Annotated in this window: 18 protein-coding genes, 1 tRNA gene and 1 pseudogene; 10 read left to right on the plus strand and 10 right to left on the minus strand. The window is 61.6% G+C overall.

Features of this window, described 5'->3' with window-relative positions; translation table 11 throughout:
* Positions 1-113 precede the first annotated feature (113 nt).
* Positions 114-530, plus strand: coding sequence for a VOC family protein (locus tag SYN65AY6A5_RS09390; protein ID WP_071813547.1), 417 nt, complete (start codon positions 114-116; stop codon positions 528-530).
* A 362-nt stretch (positions 531-892) separates the two neighbouring features.
* Here the strand turns inward: SYN65AY6A5_RS09390 and SYN65AY6A5_RS09395 are convergent, their stop codons facing one another.
* From SYN65AY6A5_RS09395 to SYN65AY6A5_RS09405, 3 genes are all read right to left on the minus strand, one after another.
* Complete coding sequence (locus SYN65AY6A5_RS09395) at positions 893-1,600, minus strand: DUF2993 domain-containing protein (protein WP_099834954.1); 708 nt, start codon at positions 1,598-1,600, stop codon at positions 893-895.
* 123 nt (positions 1,601-1,723) lie between these two features.
* On the minus strand, positions 1,724-3,742 hold the full coding sequence (gene bchD / locus SYN65AY6A5_RS09400) for a magnesium chelatase ATPase subunit D (RefSeq protein ID WP_099812509.1): 2,019 nt from the start codon (positions 3,740-3,742) through the stop codon (positions 1,724-1,726).
* 125 nt (positions 3,743-3,867) lie between these two features.
* Positions 3,868-5,310 (minus strand): gamma-aminobutyraldehyde dehydrogenase, encoded by a 1,443-nt coding sequence (locus tag SYN65AY6A5_RS09405; RefSeq protein WP_099812510.1) that lies wholly within the window; start codon positions 5,308-5,310, stop codon positions 3,868-3,870.
* 168 nt (positions 5,311-5,478) lie between these two features.
* Here SYN65AY6A5_RS09405 and SYN65AY6A5_RS09410 point away from each other — a divergent pair, with 168 nt between their 5' ends.
* The 3 genes from SYN65AY6A5_RS09410 to gatB all read left to right on the plus strand — a co-directional run bounded on the left by SYN65AY6A5_RS09410 (position 5,479) and on the right by gatB (position 7,489).
* The gene (locus SYN65AY6A5_RS09410; RefSeq protein ID WP_041438067.1) at positions 5,479-5,670 is read left to right on the plus strand and encodes a hypothetical protein; all 192 of its coding nucleotides are present in this window, start codon (positions 5,479-5,481) and stop codon (positions 5,668-5,670) included.
* Entirely contained in the window at positions 5,667-5,951 is a 285-nt protein-coding gene (locus SYN65AY6A5_RS09415) for an acylphosphatase (RefSeq protein WP_099812511.1), read from the plus strand. Before SYN65AY6A5_RS09410 ends, SYN65AY6A5_RS09415 begins: the two co-directional genes overlap by 4 nt.
* Positions 5,952-6,016: 65 nt before the next feature.
* Positions 6,017-7,489, plus strand: a complete 1,473-nt coding sequence (gene gatB, locus SYN65AY6A5_RS09420) for an Asp-tRNA(Asn)/Glu-tRNA(Gln) amidotransferase subunit GatB (protein WP_011429268.1) — start codon at positions 6,017-6,019, stop codon at positions 7,487-7,489.
* On the opposite strand, the gene SYN65AY6A5_RS09425 is transcribed toward gatB, so the two are convergent.
* Positions 7,486-8,079: a nucleoside triphosphate pyrophosphatase gene (locus tag SYN65AY6A5_RS09425; RefSeq protein WP_099812513.1), complete on the minus strand. Its 594-nt coding sequence runs from the start codon at positions 8,077-8,079 to the stop codon at positions 7,486-7,488. The two genes, gatB and SYN65AY6A5_RS09425, sit on opposite strands and share 4 nt — an antisense overlap.
* Before the next feature lie 140 nt (positions 8,080-8,219).
* Here SYN65AY6A5_RS09425 and SYN65AY6A5_RS09430 point away from each other — a divergent pair, with 140 nt between their 5' ends.
* From SYN65AY6A5_RS09430 to SYN65AY6A5_RS09445, 4 genes are all read left to right on the plus strand, one after another.
* Complete coding sequence (locus SYN65AY6A5_RS09430) at positions 8,220-9,101, plus strand: ion transporter (protein ID WP_011429266.1); 882 nt, start codon at positions 8,220-8,222, stop codon at positions 9,099-9,101.
* A 22-nt stretch (positions 9,102-9,123) separates the two neighbouring features.
* Entirely contained in the window at positions 9,124-9,630 is a 507-nt protein-coding gene (locus SYN65AY6A5_RS09435; RefSeq protein ID WP_240527286.1) for a hypothetical protein, read from the plus strand.
* An 89-nt stretch (positions 9,631-9,719) separates the two neighbouring features.
* The gene (locus SYN65AY6A5_RS09440) at positions 9,720-10,133 is read left to right on the plus strand and encodes a PH domain-containing protein (RefSeq protein ID WP_011429264.1); all 414 of its coding nucleotides are present in this window, start codon (positions 9,720-9,722) and stop codon (positions 10,131-10,133) included.
* Between the two features lie 2 nt (positions 10,134-10,135).
* Positions 10,136-11,329 carry a glycosyltransferase gene (locus SYN65AY6A5_RS09445; protein ID WP_099884291.1) on the plus strand — a complete coding sequence of 398 codons (1,194 nt, stop codon included), beginning with the start codon at positions 10,136-10,138 and terminating at the stop codon, positions 11,327-11,329.
* On the opposite strand, the gene SYN65AY6A5_RS09450 is transcribed toward SYN65AY6A5_RS09445, so the two are convergent.
* Positions 11,323-12,972, minus strand: a complete 1,650-nt coding sequence (locus tag SYN65AY6A5_RS09450; protein WP_099884293.1) for a hypothetical protein — start codon at positions 12,970-12,972, stop codon at positions 11,323-11,325. The genes SYN65AY6A5_RS09445 and SYN65AY6A5_RS09450 overlap by 7 nt on opposite strands.
* Positions 12,973-13,140: 168 nt before the next feature.
* On the opposite strand from SYN65AY6A5_RS09450, the gene SYN65AY6A5_RS09455 reads away from it, so the two are divergent.
* Positions 13,141-13,560: a hypothetical protein gene (locus SYN65AY6A5_RS09455; RefSeq protein ID WP_011429261.1), complete on the plus strand. Its 420-nt coding sequence runs from the start codon at positions 13,141-13,143 to the stop codon at positions 13,558-13,560.
* Positions 13,561-13,623: 63 nt separating this feature from the next.
* Here the strand turns inward: SYN65AY6A5_RS09455 and ssuE are convergent, their stop codons facing one another.
* Entirely contained in the window at positions 13,624-14,175 is a 552-nt protein-coding gene (gene ssuE, locus SYN65AY6A5_RS09460) for an NADPH-dependent FMN reductase (protein ID WP_011429260.1), read from the minus strand.
* A 108-nt stretch (positions 14,176-14,283) separates the two neighbouring features.
* Between ssuE and SYN65AY6A5_RS09465 the strand changes: the two genes are divergently transcribed.
* Positions 14,284-14,355, plus strand: a tRNA-Gly gene (locus SYN65AY6A5_RS09465).
* Positions 14,356-14,744: 389 nt separating this feature from the next.
* On the opposite strand, the gene nusB is transcribed toward SYN65AY6A5_RS09465, so the two are convergent.
* From nusB to SYN65AY6A5_RS09485, 4 genes and pseudogenes are all read right to left on the minus strand, one after another.
* Positions 14,745-15,611: a transcription antitermination factor NusB gene (gene nusB / locus SYN65AY6A5_RS09470; protein WP_011429259.1), complete on the minus strand. Its 867-nt coding sequence runs from the start codon at positions 15,609-15,611 to the stop codon at positions 14,745-14,747.
* 119 nt (positions 15,612-15,730) lie between these two features.
* Positions 15,731-17,890 (minus strand): ATP-dependent helicase, encoded by a 2,160-nt coding sequence (locus SYN65AY6A5_RS09475; RefSeq protein ID WP_099812517.1) that lies wholly within the window; start codon positions 17,888-17,890, stop codon positions 15,731-15,733.
* A gap of 11 nt (positions 17,891-17,901) precedes the next feature.
* Positions 17,902-18,759, minus strand: coding sequence for an HAD family hydrolase (locus tag SYN65AY6A5_RS09480; RefSeq protein ID WP_011429257.1), 858 nt, complete (start codon positions 18,757-18,759; stop codon positions 17,902-17,904).
* Between the two features lie 136 nt (positions 18,760-18,895).
* Positions 18,896-19,027: pseudogene (locus tag SYN65AY6A5_RS09485) on the minus strand (IS200/IS605 family transposase); the annotation flags it as partial.
* Positions 19,028-19,438: the final 411 nt, after the last annotated feature.

The following is a 19,438-nucleotide window of genomic DNA, read 5'->3' on the forward strand; positions in this document are numbered from 1 at the left end:
CTACTATAGTCCAATCCTAGGAGAGGCGGGGATCCCTTTCCGAGTGGCGCAGTTAGGGCTGGCTATCAGCGGAAGTTCGGATTAGAATGAGTAGCTTCCTTTTTCCGGTTGCGATGCAGATTGCTGCAGCTTTGCTGAGCTTGGCCACCCCCAATTTGCCCCGTTTGTTGCACTTTTACCAGGCCCTCTTGGGGATCCCGCCCCAAGTCCAGCTCTCCAGGGAGGGAGAGCCAGTGTATGTGGAGTTTCGCCTGCCTGGCCTGCGACTGGGCCTCTACCGCAGTCTCCATCCAGAGTTTGCCGCCCAGGCGGGAGCAGCAAGTCTTTGCCTGCAGGTGCAGGATCTGGCGGCATGCCTGGGATCCCTGGCGGCGGTGTTGGCGGAGCACCAGATCTCCGTTTCGCCGCTGCGGCAGGCCTTTCACGGCCAGGAGGTGGACTTCCGGGATCCCGATGGCAATCGCATTGTGTTGCACCAACCTTCTGCGGCCTTCTGGCAGGCGATGACCTGGGAGGGGACTTGCAACTGAACCAAGACCCCTGAGGCTCAGGGGAGACTCTTTGGAACCTTTTCGAGCAAAAAAAGTTGTGGCAGGTGCTATGTCCCAGCCTGAATTCAAAGGGTCGTAGCCAGTTTGGGGGGACAGGCTTTTTCCCAATTGGGGCAAGAGGCCGGGGTGTTGGGAAAAGTCCCCCATCCCCTGTGGTTGAGAATAGTTAAAACTCGGAGGCTAGGTAGGGATGGCGGTGTCCCCGTTGAGGCTGAGCAGGTCATGAAAAAACCTCTGGGCGTCTGTCCGTGTTTCGACCCCAGAGGCTTCTTCTCTTCACTCCTCACCACCCCTGAGCGTACCCGCCTTCCAAAAGGTTGTCAAGCATTTTCCCAGGGGGGCTAGCGGGTGGGAAACCGCACCAGAGCAGCGCTGCCGTAGAGGATCATCTGGTGAGGCTGTAGGCACACCCGATCTACTCGCAGCTTGCTCCCTTGCAGGGCTAGCCGATCCAAATCCAGGAGCGCATTCAGGTGATCCACCAAGGCTCGGCTCAGGGCCCGCCCCTCCTCCGTGTCGCCCTCAAACAGCGGATCGGCAAGGCAAATGCGGCGACGTTCTAGCACCTCGATGCGAGCGGAAAAGCCCACCTGCAAGGGCTTTTCTCCCCCTGGCTGAACCTCGGCCTGCAATCGCAACCGCTGCTCTGGGGTGAGGTGAACCTCGACCTGATGAAATGAGAGCGGCTTGCCCCCCTGATCCACCTGAGCCAGCTTGTTCAGCACAAAAGGCGTGTTAAAGGATCGCGCCAGATCCGCTTCGCTCAGCACCACCCGCATCCTGGCCTGCACCGGCTGCCGCAGCTTAATCCGACCCTGCCAGATTTGGCTAAAGTCAATGGCTACAGCGTTGCAAAACAGCTCTAAAAGCGAAAGCCGCAGGCCGTTGTACATCTGCAGGTTCTGGCCCACCAGCTCAAAGCTGTCGATGCGTCCTTGCAGCAGCTTGGCAATGGGCTCTGCCCGCACGCGCGCCTCCAGCCGCTCTGCCTGCTTGAAGAGAGCGCGAATGGCTGCGCTCACTCCCCGGCTGACCCAGTCAGTAAGCATGGGATGAGGCAAAGAGAGTTCTGGCAGGAGTCCTGTGACCATAGGGCAAGCTAAGAGCGCCTACAGGGATCATAACCAACCATTAAGAAAAGTTACAGCTCCTACCGAGGGAGAGCTGCTCTCTCAAGGGTATGGGCGTCCCTCTTGCATGGCCGAGCGGGCCACGGCTGCGATCCCCTGGTCGGTGGCGCGGGGCAGATGAAAGTACCGTCCGCCCGCCAGTTCCGCCAGCTCGGCGCTGAAACCGGTGGTTACAAAGCGGCTCTGCGAGTCGATGAGAAGCAGCTTCAATCCCAGGGCGCGGATGCGCAGGGCGATCTCCCGCAGCTCCTGCTTCAGGTCGATGGGATCGCTTTCGCTGCGTCCCAGGGAGCGGCTGAGGGGGATGTTGGCCCGGCCATCGGTGAGGGCTACCAGGAGCACCTCTCCCACGTCGCCGCTGGCGCGGGCGTTCACCCCCAGGCGCACCGCTTGGGTGAGGGCATGGGCCAGTGGGGATCCCCCGCCGCAGGGCAGGGATTCCAGGCGGCGGCGGGCCAGCTCGATGGAGCGGGTGGGGGGCAGCAGCACCTCGGCAGCCTCGCCGCGAAAGGCAATCAGGGCAACTTTGTCGCGGTTTTGGTAGGCCTCAGTGAGCAGGCGCAGGGCGGCGCCTTTGGCCGCCTGCATGCGGTTGAGGGCCATGGAGCCGGAGGCGTCTACCACGAAGATCACCAAGGCCCCTGCCTTGCGGGCCAGCTTCTTGGCGCGGATGTCGCCGGGCTCAACAATGACGGCCCGCCCCGGCTGCCGCTGGCGGCGGCTTTTCTGGTAGGGGGCAGCCGCCCGCAGAGTGGCGTCGACGGCGATGCGGGGATTGGCGCCCTGGGGCAGGATGGGCTTGACGTAGCGGCCCCGGTCGGCGCTGAACACCAGGCTGCGGGATCCCGTTTTCCCTTGTTGGTTGAGGGATTGGGCAAAGGCCAAGAGGCGCGGGTCGAGGGCCACTTGTTCGGGATCGAAGAAAAACTCCTGGGGCAGGCTGGGATTTTCCGGCTGGGGCTCCGTCTCTTCTCTGTCTTCCCCCTCCTTGTCGGGCTCTGGCGGCTGGGGATCCGACTGTTGCGATTGGGGTGGCGGCGGGGGTTGGTCGGGATCGTAGCGGGCGCGGGGCAGCAGCACCAGTTGCACTGCCTGTTGCAGATCCTCGGCCACCAGGCGATCCCGTCCCTCCAGGGCGGCCAGGGCACAGGCGGCCCGCAGGGCAAACTGCTCCCCTCGATGGCCTTGGACGTTGCCGCGGATGGCCTCTTGCACCAGGTAGAGGATCTGTTCCCGTTTGGGCTTGACCTGGGGCAGCCACTCCCGCGCCAGGAGAATGCGGGTGCGGATTTCCTCCAGTTCCGCTTGGTGTTCCGCCAGAAAGGACTCGGAAGCGTCGACAAATTGCGTTGCCCGCTGGACAATTTCCCTGCGCTCTTCCAGGCTCAGCTCCTGCCCCACCGGCACCACCAGCGCCAGGCGATCCAGCAGGTGGGGGCGCAGGGATCCCTCTTCGGGGTTGTAGGTGGCCACCAAGAGAGGCCGGCAGGGGTGTTGCAGGCTCAGCCCTTCCCGCTCCAGGCGGTTGACCCCATCTCCCACCACCGTCAGCAGCAGGTTGACGATGGCGTCGTCCAAGAGGTGGATGTCATCCACGTAGAGCACGCCGCGGTGGGCGGCAGCCAAGAGCCCCGGCTGAAAAACCGTTTCCCCCTGCCTCACCGAGGCCTCCACATCCACGGATCCCAAGAGCCGATCCTCGGTCACCCCCAAAGGCACTTGGACAAAGGGAGGGGCTATCACCTGGGTGGGGGGTGTCGTTCCCTGGGGGTAGCGGGCCTTGGCCCAGTCCGACCAGGTCTCGGGCCGCGCCGGGTCGTCGTTGCAATAGGAGCCGGCAATCACCTCGATGGGGGGCAGCAGGGCGTGGATCCCTCGGGCCAAGACCGACTTGGCCGTGCCGCGCGGCCCCACCAGCACCACTCCTCCCAAGCTGGGATCCACCGCCGCCAACAGGAGAGCCAGCTTGGCGGTTTGCTGGCCGACCACGGCGGTAAGAGGGAAAGTGCGGGGAGGGGCTAGAGCTGCCGATCCTGAGGTTGAGGAGTAGAACGTGGCCATCGGCACGATAGGGGCTCGAGGTAGGGAGACATGCACTCAAGTCTATCGCTTGTAGGAGTTTCCCGGAGCCTTGCCAACTGGCTACCGCTAGCCTCTTCCTCGAACGAGGTTGCCAGAGCCACCCCTCAACAAGTAGCAATCATCACATGCTTGGCAATTTGATACTCTCGCACGGCCTCTGCCGAGAGATCTTTGCCAAATCCCGATTGCTTGAAGCCGCCGTGGGGAGCCTCGGAGGCGATGGGGAGATGATCGTTGATCCAGACGGTTCCGAACTCCAGATCGGCGGCCAGTTTCATGGCTCGTCCGAGGTCTTGAGTCCACACAGAAGCCGCCAGCCCGTATAGGACGTCATTGCCCAGGCGTAGCGCTTCCGCTTCTTCGCGGAACGAGCCGAGCGTGAGGACCGGCCCAAAAACCTCACTCTGCACGATCTCCGCTTTTTGATCGACATGGGTAATCACTGTGGGTTCGTAGTAGTAGCCCCGGTCAAACTGAGGAGGGATCCGCCCGCCGGTCAGCACCTTGGCTCCCTCGGCTTTGGCCCGCTCCACAAATCCCCTCACCCGCTCCCGCTGGGCTGCCGAGACCAAGGGCCCCATCTCCACCCCCGCCTCAAAAGGGGATCCCAGCCTTACTTTGCGCATCGCCTCGACGATGGCCTCTTGCATCTGCGCCAGCTTGCTCTCGTGCACATAGAGGCGGGTGGCTGCCGTGCAGTCCTGGCCGCTGTTGAAGGTGGCGGCAAAAGCAGCCTTGGCGGCCACAGTCTCCACGTCGGCATCCTCGAAAACCAAAAACGGGGCTTTGCCTCCCAGCTCCAGATGCACCCGCTTGAGAGTGTCTGCCGCCGTCCGCATCACCTGCTTGCCAGTGGCAGTAGAGCCGGTGAGGCTGACCATGCGTACCTGCGGGTGCTCCACCAGGGCTTGGCCGGTAGCATCGCCTCCGGTAACGATGTTGACCACCCCCGGCGGGATCCCGGCCTCAGCAGTCAGCTCCGCCAGCATCAGGGTAGTCAGAGGGGTGGTGGGAGCGGGCTTGAGCACTACTGTGCAGCCGGCAGCCAGGGCGGGGCCGATCTTCCAGACGGCCATCAGCAGCGGGTAGTTCCAAGGGGTAATTTGCGCGCACACCCCCACTGGCTCCTTGCGAAATAGCGAGGTGTAACCTCTGGCGTATTCTCCGGCGCTCAAACCATGGATGTCGCGGGCGGCAGCGGCAAAGAAACGCAGGTTATCCACCGCAAAGGCCAGATCCCCTCCCAAGCTGACCAGCTCGTAGGGCTTGCCGGTGTTTTCCGACTCCAGACGGGCCAGCTCGGCAGCGCGAGCTTCGATGAGATCCGCCAACTTCCAGAGGGCCAGGGATCGCTCGCCGGGGGTGAGCTTCGACCAACGGCCATCGTAGAAAGCCGTGTGGGCCGCCTGCACCGCCCGATCCACATCGGCAGGGCTGGCGTCCACCACCTCCGCCAATTGCTCGCCCGTAGCCGGGTTCTCGATGACCATCAGGTTTCCCCCTTGGCTGTCAACCCATTGGCCGTCGATCCAGAGTTTGTGGGCCATGGCCTCTTCTCAACTGCTCGCTAGCAACACTTCTCCCCATTGTGCCGAATCTTGTCCAGCTTGGAGGGCGTTGTCGAGGAGAGGGCCAAGCCGCCAGGGATCCCCTCTCTCTGGGGTTTCCGTCTGGTAAGGTCAGAAGGGAGCTTTCTGCACCAGCGAGGTTGGCCTATGTCTCCTGTGCTGTGGCAAGCCATTGGGTACGCCGGCGGGATCTCGCTGGGGATCGTGGGACTGGTTGCCCTTGTCAACTTTCTCTGGCAGCGCCTAGAGCAGCAGGCGGAGAAAGCTACGGCCCAGCCAGCCGAGTCGCCCTCGGCTTCAGAACTTGGCAACACCTCGGAGGGATCCCCCTCAGCATGAGCGACAGGGTTCGCGTTCACGTTTGGGTGCGCGGGCGGGTTCAGGGAGTGGGGTTTCGGGCCTACACCGAAGCCATGGCCCGCAACGCCGGCGTCCACGGCTGGGTGCGCAATCTGCGGGATGGCCGGGTGGAGGCGGTTTTTGAAGGATCCCCGGCGGCGGTGGAGGCGATGTTGCGCTGGTGCCAGCAGGGCAGCCCCGGCTCGCGGGTGGAGGCCGTCGAACACCGCTTCGAGCCACCCGAAGGCCTCTCCACCTTCGAGATCCGCCCCACCGTTTGAGGCAGCAGCTCAGCAGCTAGCGATATCCCACTAGAATGGGAAAACCTACTCTTTCTCGTTTGGCCATGACGGTTGCTGCCCCTGCCAAAGTGGAATACGAAGCTGTGATTGGGCTGGAGGTGCACTGCCAGCTCAGCACCCGCTCCAAGATCTTCTCCAGCAGCGCGACGGCCTTTGGCGCTCCCCCCAACACCCAAATTGACCCTGTCTGCATGGGCCTGCCCGGCACCCTGCCCGTGCTGAACGAGAAGGTGCTGGAATACGCGGTCAAGGCTGGCCTGGCCCTCAATTGCACCATCGCCCCCTACAGCAAGTTCGACCGCAAGCAGTACTTCTACCCCGACCTGCCCAAAAACTACCAAATCTCCCAGTACGACCTGCCCATTGCCACCCACGGCTGGGTCGAGATCCAGCTCAGCGACGGCCGCAGCAAGCGCATCGGCATCACCCGTTTGCACATAGAAGAAGACGCGGGCAAATTGGTGCATGCCGGCAGCGATCGGCTGTCGGGATCCAGCTATTCCCTGGTGGATTTCAACCGGGCAGGAGTTCCCCTCATCGAGATCGTCAGCGAGCCGGATATCCGCACTGGGGAAGAAGCAGCCGAGTATGTACAGGAGCTGCGCCGCATCCTCCGCTACGCCGGGCTGTGCGATGGCAACCTACAGGAGGGATCCCTGCGCTGCGACGTCAACATCTCGGTGCGCCCGCTGGGCTCCCCGACCTTTGGCACGAAGGTGGAAATCAAGAACATGAACTCCTTCAACGCCATCCAGCGGGCCATCGAGTACGAGTTCAACCGCCAAGTTAAGGCCGTGGAAGCAGGCGAGCCCATCGTACAGGAGACCCGCCTCTGGGAAGAAAACAGCCAGCGCACCATCAGCATGCGCAAGAAAGAGGGATCCAGCGACTACCGCTATTTTCCGGAGCCGGATCTGCCGCCCATTCGTGTGACGGAAGCGCAAAAAGCCCGCTGGCAGGCGGAGCTGCCGGAATTGCCCAGTGTGAAGCGGCGGCGCTACCAACAGGTGTACGGCCTCTCGGTGTATGACTCCCGCTACCTCAGCGACGAACGCAACACCGCCGAGTACTTTGAGGCCGTGGTTGCTGCCGGCGCCGACCCGAAGGCAGCCGCCAACTGGATGATGAGCGACATCGCCAGCTACCTCAACACCCACAAGCTGGACTACCCGGACATCGCCTTGAAGCCGGAAACCCTGGCTGAGCTAATCGGCCTCATCGAGCAAGGCACTATTTCCAGCAAAATTGCCAAGGAGATCCTGCCGGAGCTGCTGGAAAAAGGCGGCTCGGCCCGCGCCCTGGTGGAGGCCAAGGGCCTGACCCAGATCTCCGATAGCAGCCTCTTGGAGCCAATGATCGCCGAGGTGCTGGCCGAGAACCCCGAGCAACTGCAGCAGTACCGGGAGGGCAAAACCAAGCTCTTCGGCTACTTTGTCGGGCAACTGATGAAAAAAACCCAAGGACGGGCGGATCCCAAGCTGGCCAACGAGCTGCTCAAGCGGCATCTAGACGGCTAATTCCAGGCTTCGGTGAGGGAATAGCCCAATTCCTGGATCATGCGCCGCAGCAACGGCAAACTCAGCCCAATGACGTTGCCAGGGCACCCCTCGATCCGCTCCACAAACAAGCTGCCGCGGCCGTCAATGGCAAAGCAGCCAGCACAATTGAGCGGCTCGCCGGTGGCCACGTAGGCGCGGATCTCCTCGTCGCTGGGCTTGGCAAAAAACACCCGCGTTACGGCGTAGTGGACGAGGCGGCGGTTTTGCTTCATGTCAATCAAGGCATGGCCGGTGTAAAGTTCTCCCACTTCGCCCCGCATTTGCCGCAGGCGCCGTTCCGCCTCTAGAGCATTGGCCGGCTTGCCCAGGATCTCCCCCCCTAGGTAGAGCACGGAGTCAGCCCCGATCACCAAGACGGGCTCCCGTTGCTGAGCCGCCACCGCTTCGGCTTTGGCCGCAGCCAGCTTCTGCACCAGCTCCACCGGATCCGGGCTCTGGATTTGGCTTTCGTCAAAGTAGCTGGGTTGAACGCGAAAAGGGATCCGGGCAGCTTCTAACAATTGGCGGCGGGCAGGAGATTGCGAAGCCAGGACAATGGGAGGCAACATCGATTCAATGCTCAACTCAAGCCTAGACGTTTGCAGGACTGAAGTTTGCTCTACTACTAGTTTCCATTAACCTAGTCAAGGTACGCCCGATAGGCGCTCAAGGGAAACCCTCTCGATCTCTTCCCAACGGGATCCCGTCTGTGACCACCCTACCCTCCCAGGCCACCCAAACTGAGCTTGCCCCTGCTGGCCTCCTCCAGCGCTACTGGGGGGATCAGGACACACCCGAAAGCCGCTGGGTCAATTGGCTGGTGGCGGTGCTGGTTTTCTGTTCGTCTGCCTTTTTTGTAGTGGAGACCTACCCCATTCCCCCCCAACTCCGCCTTGGGCTGGAGCGGCTGGATCGCCTCATCCTCGGCCTATTCGTGGTGGAATATCTACTGCGCTGGGCAGCGGCCCTGCAGAAGCTGCGCTACGTCTTCAGCCTCTATTCGCTCATTGACTTGCTGGCGATTTTGCCTTTTTTTGCCGGGCTGACGGATATTCGCTTTATCCGCCTCTTGCGCTGGTTTCGTATCTTGCGGCTGCTGCGCCTGGTGGAGGGCAAGACCCTCTTTGGTCAGGTCATCTCCGCCGACACCCGCATCTTGTTGCGCATCCTTTTTACTCTCTTTGCGATTGTCTTCGTCTACTCTGGCCTCATCTACCAGGTGGAACATCCGGCCAATCCCGGCGCTTTTGCCACCTTTTTGGATGCTTTCTACTTTTCGGTTGTTACCATGACCACGGTAGGGTTTGGGGATCTCACCCCCACCTCTGAGCTGGGCCGGCTGTTGACGGTGCTGATGATCCTGACGGGCGTGGCCCTGATCCCTTGGCAAGTAGGGGAGCTGATCAAGCAACTGGTGAAAAGCGGCACCTCGCTGCAGTGGGCCTGCCCGGGATGCGGCCTCTCCCAGCACGATGAGGATGCCCAGTTTTGTAAGCGCTGCGGCACGCCGCTCTATCCGGATAGCCAAGCCTCTCCAGCCAGCAGTCCGCTGGCCAATCTGCCGGTTGGGGGCAAAGACAGGATAGGCTAGGACGGGATCGAGAGAACCTGCAATGTTGGCACATCCTGAATTGGCCATCCCTGGCAAGCTCAATGTAAAGGCGGGAGTGGTGATGCTGCTGGCAGCCATCGTCCTGGGCCTCATCCTCAGTCAGGTTCAGCCGCTGCTGCCCGCTCCGCAAGATTTGCCAGGGATCCCTAGGGAACCCCTTTCCTGGCAAGAGGTGCCCAAACAAAAGTACGCCTGGCACATCTGCTACGCCTTTTTGGGCAATATGGGGCTGATCAACATCGGCGGCGGCCTGGCGCTGGTGGCGTTGGGATCCCGCTTCACAGCCGGGCACCTGTTCTCCCAGATTCTTCTTTTGGGGGGAATGCTGCACCCTGCCTCTTGGGCTTTGGTGGCTCTGACAGGTCTGGAAGGGTGGGGCTGGCTGGGCAATGTCGGGGCGGTGGCGGTGGCGCTGGTGGTGATGGTGTTGTTTGTTCACCTGATCTTGGCTACCTACCGCTCGGGGCAAGCCCTCCAAAAACTGACTCGATCCCGCATCCACCGCTAACTCGGCAGACAGTTGGGGTGAGAAACCGTTTAGCTTAAGATTGTTTTTAGCATTGTTGATGCTGACATTCGACATTAGGTGGGCTGAGCATGGCGATCAAAGAAGAAGTTTTTTTTGAGGGCGGCCCTCACACGGGCGATCTGGTGTTGAACTCCTTCCTCGGCCTCACCCTCGTTGGCTTGCCTCTGTTTGTGGGCGCCCTGGTGCGCAAGCTTTGGGTTCACTACCGGATAACCAACCGTCGCATCACTGTGATCGGCGGCTGGGGCGGCAAGGAGCGCTCTGATGTCATTTACAAAGAGATTGCCAAGGTGGTGACGGTGCCACGGGGCCTAGGCACCTGGGGCGATATGGTGCTCACCCTCAAAGACGGCAGCCGCCTAGAGATGCGGGCAGTGCCCCGCTTCCGCGAGATCTACGCCTACATCAGCGAACGGCTGGACGAGAAAGCCAGGCAAGTAAGCGGGCCCATCGGCAAAAGGTCCCCCTCGACCCAAGCCTAGCCATGCCTGCTTGGGATCCCTCCTGGGCGCAGCGCCTGGCGCTGGTGCACGAGTATTTGATCTGGCCAGGGGGATCGGAAAAGGTTTTGCAGGAGCTCCTTGCCTTTGCCCCACAGGCACCTCTCTACGTCAGCCTCTTCTCGTCCCACACCTTGCCGCCGAGCTGGCAGCAGCGGTCGGTTTACACCTCGTTTTTGCAGGGCTGGGCCCGCTGGCTGGGGGTGCTGCGGCGCAACTATCACAGCCGCCTTAAGTACCTGCTGCCCTGGATGCCCTTGGCCTACGAGAGCTTTGACTTCTCCGCCTATGACTGCGTCATCTCCAGCAGCCATGCCTTTGCCAAAGGGATCCTGACAGGGCCTTCCACTCTGCACCTTAGCTACATCCACAGCCCGCCCCGTTACCTCTGGGAAAACCAGGAGCTCTATCTGGAGCGGGAGAGGTTGACGGGGATCCGCCCGCTTGCCGCCCTCAGCCGCTGGCTGTTGCACCGCCTGCGCCAGTGGGACTTTGTGGCAGCCCAGCGGCCAGACCTATTGATTGCCAACTCGCAGCACATCCGCCGGCGCCTGGCCAAGCTCTACCGCCGCGAGGCTGTGGTTATCTATCCGCCGGTGCCGCTGCAGGGGTTTGAGCCGGTAACCCATCCCCAAGCCGACTACGACCTGGTGGTGGGCCGGCTGGTGCCCTACAAGCGGGTGGATTTGGCGATCGCTGCCTGTAAGCAGCTGGGCCGCCGCCTGGTAGTGGTGGGGGAAGGGCCGGAGCTGCCGCGACTGAAGCAACTGGCAGGGCCGCAAGTGGAGTTTTTGCCCCACCAGCCCCAAGACCGCCTGCAGGAGCTGCTGGCCAATTGCCGGCTGCTGCTGTTTCCCTGGGAAGAGGATTTTGGCCTGGTGGCGGTGGAGGCGCAAGCCTGTGGTCGTCCTGTGGTCGCCCTGAACCGGGGAGGCACCCGCGAGACCGTCATCCACGGCCAGACGGGGATCCTCATCCCCGAAGCCAGGGTGGAAGCCCTCGTCGAAGGGCTGCGCCAGGCGGAGCGCCAGGAATGGGATCCGCAGCGGATTCGGACCCATGCCTTGCAATTTGCGCCGGAGCGGTTCCACGCCCAGTTGGGATCCCTGCTGCGCTGGGCCTGGCCCCGTTTCCAGGCGGGAGAGCGCTTGGATCCGCAAGAATGGCAGCCTCAGTAGGGCCGCCGCTGTACAAAAGCCGGCAACTCGATGCGGCTGCGGCTGCCCCCTTCTCCCCCAGCCCGTGCAGCCGCCAAGGCGGAGCGTCTCAGCAGCTTCTCCGCCCGATCCTGCCGCTCCTCAAGGGCAAGGGGTGGGATCCCACCAGCGGGCGTTCTCCCAGTTGTGGGTCGGCTGGTGGGTGGGGCGGCAGCCACCGCTGGGGAGGGAGCAGGCCCTTCAGCTGCCGCCTGAACCCGTTCCTGAGCCGGGCGGCCAGACCTGAGCTCGACACCTGCTTGGGGAGGAGCCGCAGACGACTGCCGCAGAGCGGCTAGCTGCTCCTCCAGCTCCTGATTGCGTTGCAACAACAGGGCCACCTCTTTTTCCTGAGTTTGGGCATAGGCGTGGGCCTGCACACACTCGGTTTTCAAAGTCGCCAGCTGCTGCTGCAGCTTCTCGATCTGTTTCTGGCTAACCAGATGATGGGCCTCCGCCAGCTCCTGTGCCCGCCGGGCTTCTTCCAGGCTTTCCCGAGTTGGTCGCTGGGCCAGCTCCCGAAGCTGCTGCTGCACTTCCTGCCACTGGACAAGGGTGGGCCGCTGAGCCAGCTCTTGGAGAAGCTGATCCCGTTCGGCCCGCAAGGCGTCGAGCTCCCGGGTGAGAGCCTGCACTTGCTCTTCTAGAGCAAGGAGCCGCTGCGTCTGCAGAGACTCCGCCTCGCCGCTGGGATCCACTTGGGCTTTTCGCTCTTGGCGCAGAGCCTGCAGCTCCGCCTCCAGTTTGGCAATTTGCTGGGCCTGTTCTGCCTGGCGCTGCTGGCTCTGCTGCAGCTCCGCCAGCAAGGTGGTTCGCTCGGCCTTGGCAAAAGAGGCTTGTTGGCGCAACTGGTTCAGCTCCGCTTGCAAGCTTGCCCATTGCTCCTGCGAAGGGCGTTCTTCCAATTCGCGAAGACGTTGCTGCGCTGCATTCAGGTCGGCTTGCAGGCGTGCCTTTTCGCTTTCCAGCTCGGCTTTGAGACGCTGCCCCTCAGCCTCGGCCTGGCGGTGGGCCGCCTCCAGCTCCGCCCGTAGGGCTTCCATTTCCTGCGCAGAGGGCCGAGCGGCCAGCTCCTGGATTTGCGCCTGCAACTGCGCCTTCTCTTCCTCCAGCGCTCGAATGCGGAGCTGCGATTGGGCTTGTAAAAGCTGTACCTGCGGCAACTTGACGGCGTATTCCCCCAACTGGTTGGCCTGCTGTTTCAGCTCCCAGAGCTCCTGCTGCAGTTGATAGAACCGGGCCGGATCGACGCGCCGCTGCAGTTCTGCCTTCAGGGTTTCGATTTCTGCTTGGCTGGTCTGCAACTGTTGCTGCAGGATCTGGTAGTGCTCCAGCGTGGGTCGGCGCTCCATTTCCCAGAGAAGATTTTGTAACTCTTCAATGTGCTGCTGTTGGAGCTGAAAAGCTTCCAGGGTAGGACGTTGTTCCAGCCGCGCCTTCTCCTCTTGACAAGCCTGCAAAGCTTGCTCCCGCTCCTGCAGTTGGGCCTGCGCTTCCAGCAGTTGCTGTTCCAGGCGATGGGTACATTCAATCTGCTGCAATGACAGTGCCTCTGACTCTGCTAGGGATCGCTCCAAGTTGCGCACGCGCGCCCGCAAAGCTTTCAGCTCCTCTTCCACTTCCATAGCCCGGCTGCTCGACAGATTATGGGCTTTACTCTAGCAGATGCTCCGGGCAAATATCCAGCTTGACACCACCTATAGCGTGAATTTTTGAGTTCTCCCAAAACTAACGCTAGAGATGTTGCCTCCATCCTCTATACTTGGGGGATGGAGTTCTGAAGCGGGAGCCCTGTGATCAAGCTGGGATCCAAACCTTGGGGGTTGACGCTGGCCCTGCTGGGCGTGGCTCTGGTCGGTTGTGGTGCCGCCGCGCTCACTGCCAGCCCCCCTCTGCCGCCGCTAATCACCAGCAGCGACATTCCTGCCGCCGTTAGCCGGGGCGGCTTTTTGGAGGTTGGGGTCTCGGTGTCGGTGCCGGGGCGGCTCCCAGCGGAGCTGGCGTTTCAGGTGTCATGGTCGGGGATCGAGGTGCAGACGCTGTCAGCAGCCCAGGTCAACTGTGTCTCCGGCAACGTGTCCTGCACTACTCGCTTCCGCATCCGCCCCCCTTTGAACTTGGTGCCCGGCTCTTACCTGCTCAGTTTACGGGTTTTCGACCGGTTGGGACAAAGTGCCGCTGTGACTGCGACGGTGCTGTTGAGGGATCCCTGAAGGCTGCACCGGAGAGTTGCCTTTCAGTTGTTGGCTGGGCGCTTCCGCATGAACGAAAAATCGTTATTTCACCGCCTGGGCAAGCGCCCGGATCCCTGCTTGCAGACGTTCTTCAATGTCGGCCTCCAGCCGCAGGGTGCCGTCGGCCTCAAACTGGATCTGCGAGCTGAGGATGTAGATCCCTTTCAAGATATGGGTTGCGCCCATCACGGCCAGCACCGGCTTCATGGCAAAGTCGATGGCCAGCAGGTGGGCCAGGGTTCCCCCGGTGGCAATGGGGAGAATCACCTTGCCGGTAAAAGCATCCTGGTCTAGCAAATCCAGCAGCGCCTTCAACACGCCTGGATAAGAAGCTTTATAGACAGGAGCAGAGATGACGATCCCGGCAGCCTGGGCCACCTTTTCCTGAATCTGCTGGAGGTGAGGGCTCTCAAAGTTAACCCGCACCAGATCCTCTGGCGGCAAATCCCGCACCGAGACAAACTCCGTCGTCAATCCCAGACCGGACAGGATCCCGGCAGCGTGGTGCAAAATCGCTTCCGACCGCGGTGGCGGGCCAGCGGCTTCCCGAGAAAGAGGGCCAGGACTACCGGAGAGCAGGAGGATGGCCGGCATGGATCAACAAAAGAAGTAGAACGCTGCTTCTGTTGTACCAGGGATCCCGTCCAAGAAATGCTAAACTATGCGTTAGGAAAGTCTCCAGGTTGTCGAGCCTGGATCCCTGCGGGCGTAGTTCAGTGGTAGAACGCTAGCTTCCCAAGCTGGATGTCGTGAGTTCGAATCTCATCGCCCGCTTCCCCATCGAAAACACAGAGGGATAGCTGGCTGGCCCCGTACTTGAGTGCGGGGCGGAAAGGCCCGTGAGCAACTTTAGCTGCTCATCAATGGCATAGTTATCACCGAGGCGTGCCGTTCCCAGGCGAGCCCCTAAGACGGTGAAAAACCCGACCGGTGGCAAGCGTCCGGAAGAGACTGCCGTCTCAGCCAACCTGCAACGACTCCGTCCCGCTGACGCGATCAGAAAAGTCAGCAGAACCTTGGGGCCTTGCCTCCAGGAACTGTCTAGAGGTGTCTTGACAACGCCTCTGTGAGTCCGCTTGCGGACTGCGTAAAAATCCCCTGGGCGGTAGGAGGGTCAAACAATCTGCCCCACGCAGGGCCTTCACCCTAAGGCAGTGAGGAGCCTAGCTTCTGAGATCCCCGGCTGGCGAAGGATTCCGACCGAAAGGGGCTTCCATGCGGCTGTCCACCAGCCGCCGTAGCACCCCGTTGACAAAAGCGGCGGCCTCCGGATCCCCGTATTTTTTGGCCAATTCTACAGCTTCGTTGATGGCGACCTTGTCGGGGCTGCTGCGCAGGATCTCCATTTCCACTACCGCCAGGCGCAGGATATCGCGCTCGATCCGCCCCACCCGCTTCAGTTGCCAGCCTACCAAAACCCCTTGCAAACGGGCGTCGATAGCCTCCTTATGGGTGCGCAGGGCGGTCAACAGTTGGAGAGCGTAGGCGCGTACCTCTTGAGCTTGGGCAATGTGCAACAGCTCCGGCATGGAGAGGGCAACTCCCAGCCGGTTGACCGCCTTTTGGGACAACTGAACGACCTCATCCAGGATGCGGCGGACGCTGTACAGCCGCTGTTCCAGGTGTTCCAGGGCTTGGCCGGCGTTGCTGAGGGCCACTTGGGCTTGGTGGGCCAGCTCCAGCAATTCTCCCTGCACGGTGTCGCCGGCGTTGGCCTCCTTCAGAGCCGTTTCCAAGCGTTGCAGATGTCGTTGGGCCTGCTGAAGGCGGACAGTAAGAGAGCGAGCTCCGCCCTCTTCCTTGGCATCAGAAGCGGCCAATAACAGGGGATCGCTCTCGTGCAACAGGCGATCGCTGCGCTGGATCTCCGCCGCCGCTGTGGAGAGAGTTTCATGGGTCTCTTCCTGCAGAGCGCGGATGGCTGCCAGCAGCAAGTCCTCCAGTTGTTTTTCGCTCAGTTTGGCCGCTGTGGCCGGCAGTTGGTTGACCCCCAGCAGGGCCAGTTCGCGGGCAACACGCCGAGGTTGCATTGCAGAATACCCATGTTTTTAAACGACTGCCCCATCGCGCAAGGCGGCGCTATCGGGCTTAGCCATGCTAGCAGCCTGCCGCGGGGCAATGAAGAACCAGAGGCCCGGGCGCCTCGCTGTCAACTTGCCTCGCAAGGGCGGCTCAACACGCGAAACACCAACGATGCACTCTGCTCTTCGCCAAAGCGAGATTGGCTGGAGACGGAGAGGGTAAGCCGCCGTTTGCTGCGGGTGATGCCCACGTACAGCAGCCGCAGCCGCTCTGCGGCCAGATCCAAAAAGGCTTGCTCGGTGGCCGAGTCGGCCTGCTGCTCCCAACAACTTCTGCGGCTGAGCTGCCGCAACTGGGCCAGGGCTTCTGCTCTCATATCGACATCCTCCAAAAACCTCAGCCCCACCGGTCGCTCTTCAGAGTAGGTGGGAAACTCGTAGGCCGACACCTGGGGGATGAACACCTGATCCCATTCCAAGCCCTTGGCGCGGTGCAGAGTCGTAACGGTGATGCTGCCCGGCTCCGGGTTGAAGGCAAAGATCTCCGAGGGCAGGTTGTTGAGGCGGCGATCCAGAATCACCCGCAATTCTTGGGCAATCTCCTGCCAATCGACCTCGGGCAGGGATCCCAGCACCTGCTCCAACTGGTCGATGACGTAGCAACCCACAAACAGCTCTTCCGGCTTGCGGTAGAGGCTTTGGACAATCACATTGAGCACCTCCGGCCAAGGGGAGCGCCCGGCCCGCAGCCAACCGGCAAGGATGCGCAGCAGCCTGCCCAAGTTTTGCCAAGAGGGGCTATCCGGCAAAGTGGGGGCTTCCCCAAACTGGGGAAATAGCAGCCGCTCCGGCAGCGAGGCGCGGATCCAGTCCAGCATCGGCCCCAGCTCCAGGCGCGGGATCCCGGCCCAGTCGGCCAGGTGATCCACAGCAGCGGCCAAGCGGGCAGAGGAAATGGGCTGGGCCAACCAGTCGATGATTCCCTTGAGTTGCAGCAACACCCGCCGCTGGCTGGGGTTGCCCCGCAACAGATCGATCACCTGCTCTGCCCCCAGTTCCCGCAGGTAGTCGAGGGCCTTGCCCCCCAGCTCGTTGGTGGTGACCAGAATGGCCACCGTCTGGTCGGGAAAAGCCTGGGCGGCCGCCAGGGCCCACCGCGTCACCTCCTGCAGCTCCTGCTCCGGGGATCCGACTACCCGGCGAAACACCACCTCCCCTTCGCTGGCCGGGGGATTTAGGCCGCCAGCGCTGGCCGGGCAAATGTGCTGGGGAGCCAGGGCGGTGCGCAGGGCTGGGATGGGGTGCTTCTGGTTCACCCAGTCCACCAGGCGGTTGGCCAACTCCAGGATCTGGGGGGCGCTGCGGCTGGACTCTTTCAACGTCACCTGGGGATTGGCCTGACAAAAGGCGCGAAACAGCCGCGGCTCGGCGGTGGTGAAGGTGCCCATGATGCTTTGGTTGGGATCCCCGACCCGTACCAGGTTGCCGGTGCGCTGGCTGAGCAGCCGCAGCAGCTCTTCTTGGAGGGGGGAGCTGTCCTGGGCCTCGTCCTCGAATAGGTAGTCGTACCAATTTTGCACCTGCTGCCGCAGGGCCGGGTCGCGCTCGATTAGCTCCACTGCCTGCCAGCCCAGGTCGTCGTAGTCCAGCTTGCCCAGGCGACGCAGCTCCGCTTGGTAGGCAGCATAGATGGGGGCCGCCCAGCCCAGATAGCCCTGAGTAGTTGTGGGGATCGCCTCCGGCCCCAGACGCAGATTCTTGGCCGTGCTGATCACCGCCCGCACCATCTGCTGGAAGCTGCGTCGAAACCGCAGCCGGTTTCGGACCACCTTGTGGGGCTTCTCGGCAGGGATCAAGGGCTCCCAGAGGTGGGTGTGGTGGGCGAGCCAGGCGCGGCAGAGACGGCTGAGCAGGCGCTCCTGTTCATATTCCTCCAGGATGGACAGCTCTTCCCAAGGGCCGGGAACCTCCCGCAACACCCGCAGCGCCAGCGAGTGCAAGGTGAAGGCTTGGGTAAAGCGATCCAGATAGCCCGCCTGTTGCAGGCGTTGGTTGATGCGGTTGATCAAATTGCTTCGCGCCGAACGCATGTAGGTGAACACCCCAATGCGCTCCGGTGGAACGCCGCGATTCAGGATGAGATCGGCGATTAGCAGCTCCAGGATAAACGTCTTGCCGCTCCCCGGAACTGCCGCGATCCCCAGAGGCCCCGACCGATACGCCAATGCCCGTTGCTGTTCTGGACGCAACGTGACTTGGGGAAAAGGAGAATCTGCCAAGCTCACCATTGCATCCGCAACTAGCCGAGGATAAAGGTCTCAATGGCCACCGCCACCCCATCTTCGGTGACGGGGGGAGCAACCCAATCAGCGTGGGGCAGCAGAGCCGGCGAGGCGTTCCCCATGGCTACCCCGATCCCCGCATACTGGAGCATCTCGATGTCGTTGTCGCCATCGCCGATGGCCATCACCTGATCCGCCGACACCCCCAGCAGCTCTTCCGCCAGAAAACGAACGGCATTGCCCTTGTTCACCGCCGCATGGGTGGCCTCCAAAAAAATCGGCTCCGAGCGGGTGAGGTAGATCTGCTCAGGAGAATACCGCTGCCGCAGGGATCCCTGGAGTTGCTGCAGAAACTCCGTATCCTCCGAAACAGCCAGGATCTTGGTGGGGCTTTTCCCGTGTTGGGCGGGGGAGAGCATCTGGAACGGCACCTGGGAGCGCTCGGCATAGGCTTGGCTGAGGGGGCTGAGCTCCCGCAAATAGAGCTGATCGTCGATGTAGAGGTGCACCCCCACCGGCTGATCCTGCAGCACCTGCAGCAGCTCCTCCGCCAGCGACCAGTCCAGGCTCCAATGCTTCAAGGTCTTTTGGCTGTCGGGATCGCGAATGAGCGCCCCCTGATAGCTGCAGAGGGGCATATCGGCCCCAATGGCGTAGTGAAACCGCTCAGCAGAGCGATGCATCCGACCTGTAGCAATGGCTACCCGCACGCCTGCCGCCTTGGCTTTTTGAATGGCCTGCCGCACCGGCTCCGAAACCTGGTTGGAAGGCCCGGCAATCGTGCCGTCGATGTCCAATACCAACAGCCGAATGTCTCTCCAGGATCCTGCCTCCTTTTTTCGCTGTTGGACTTGAGCTTCTGCTCCGGTTTGCATTGCCCCTCCTCCTGGCAACCTCCCAGACACTAACACAAAAGGATAGCTGGGTAGCCCCGCACTTTAGTGCAGGGCGGAAAAGCCCGCTAGCCACTTTAGTCGCTTACCCATGATGGGGGTCGTTGATATAGTTTCATAGCTCAAACAACCTCTTCCTGACTTCTCCTACCAAGACCTTTTTCCTTCTCTTTGGCCAAAAAATAAGATAAACAACCGCTAGCCCCACACCATGGTTGTAGTGATTGTACCGTTGACTTTCCTCTCGCACTATCGCTTACTTAGGTTGGAACAAAGAACAAAAACAAGAATGCGGTTTTAACCAAAACTTTGTTTTCGTCCCAACAGGTCGGTTCAAGGAGCGTATTGCGCAATTATGTCGGCATTATGGCATGGAGTTTATTGAGGTAGAGGAGGCGTACAGCTCGCAGGCAAGCTTCCTAGATAGAGATGAGCTACCTAGTTATGGTGAAAAACCCGACGGGTGGAGACCCTCTGGAAGGCGTGTCAAGCGGGGCCTGTACCAAACGGCAAAGGGGTGGTTGGTCAACGCTGAGGCAAATGCTGCCGCCAACCTGCTTAAGAAAGTCAGCAGAACCTTGGGGCTTTGCCTTCAGGAACTGTCTAGAGGCGCTTTGACAACGCCGTTACGGGTTCTTTTGTGGACTGCGTAAGAATCCCC

Origin of the sequence: Synechococcus sp. 65AY6A5 (genome assembly GCF_002760415.1) — a bacterium.
In the GTDB taxonomy this organism is placed as follows: Bacteria; Cyanobacteriota; Cyanobacteriia; order Thermostichales; family Thermostichaceae; genus Thermostichus.

Excerpts from the sequence above, each read along its gene's own strand:
- SYN65AY6A5_RS09390 (WP_071813547.1), top strand. The coding sequence starts at position 114 with ATGCAGATTGCTGCAGCTTTGCTGAGCTTGGCCACCCCCAATTTGCCC.
- SYN65AY6A5_RS09395 (WP_099834954.1), bottom strand. The coding sequence starts at position 1,600 with ATGCTTACTGACTGGGTCAGCCGGGGAGTGAGCGCAGCCATTCGCGCT.
- bchD (WP_099812509.1), bottom strand. The coding sequence starts at position 3,742 with ATGGCCACGTTCTACTCCTCAACCTCAGGATCGGCAGCTCTAGCCCCT.
- SYN65AY6A5_RS09405 (WP_099812510.1), bottom strand. The coding sequence starts at position 5,310 with ATGGCCCACAAACTCTGGATCGACGGCCAATGGGTTGACAGCCAAGGG.
- SYN65AY6A5_RS09410 (WP_041438067.1), top strand. The coding sequence starts at position 5,479 with ATGTCTCCTGTGCTGTGGCAAGCCATTGGGTACGCCGGCGGGATCTCG.
- SYN65AY6A5_RS09415 (WP_099812511.1), top strand. The coding sequence starts at position 5,667 with ATGAGCGACAGGGTTCGCGTTCACGTTTGGGTGCGCGGGCGGGTTCAG.
- gatB (WP_011429268.1), top strand. The coding sequence starts at position 6,017 with ATGACGGTTGCTGCCCCTGCCAAAGTGGAATACGAAGCTGTGATTGGG.
- SYN65AY6A5_RS09425 (WP_099812513.1), bottom strand. The coding sequence starts at position 8,079 with ATGTTGCCTCCCATTGTCCTGGCTTCGCAATCTCCTGCCCGCCGCCAA.
- SYN65AY6A5_RS09435 (WP_240527286.1), top strand. The coding sequence starts at position 9,124 with ATGTTGGCACATCCTGAATTGGCCATCCCTGGCAAGCTCAATGTAAAG.
- SYN65AY6A5_RS09440 (WP_011429264.1), top strand. The coding sequence starts at position 9,720 with ATGGCGATCAAAGAAGAAGTTTTTTTTGAGGGCGGCCCTCACACGGGC.
- SYN65AY6A5_RS09445 (WP_099884291.1), top strand. The coding sequence starts at position 10,136 with ATGCCTGCTTGGGATCCCTCCTGGGCGCAGCGCCTGGCGCTGGTGCAC.
- SYN65AY6A5_RS09450 (WP_099884293.1), bottom strand. The coding sequence starts at position 12,972 with ATGGAAGTGGAAGAGGAGCTGAAAGCTTTGCGGGCGCGCGTGCGCAAC.
- ssuE (WP_011429260.1), bottom strand. The coding sequence starts at position 14,175 with ATGCCGGCCATCCTCCTGCTCTCCGGTAGTCCTGGCCCTCTTTCTCGG.
- nusB (WP_011429259.1), bottom strand. The coding sequence starts at position 15,611 with ATGCAACCTCGGCGTGTTGCCCGCGAACTGGCCCTGCTGGGGGTCAAC.
- SYN65AY6A5_RS09475 (WP_099812517.1), bottom strand. The coding sequence starts at position 17,890 with ATGGTGAGCTTGGCAGATTCTCCTTTTCCCCAAGTCACGTTGCGTCCA.
- SYN65AY6A5_RS09480 (WP_011429257.1), bottom strand. The coding sequence starts at position 18,759 with ATGCAAACCGGAGCAGAAGCTCAAGTCCAACAGCGAAAAAAGGAGGCA.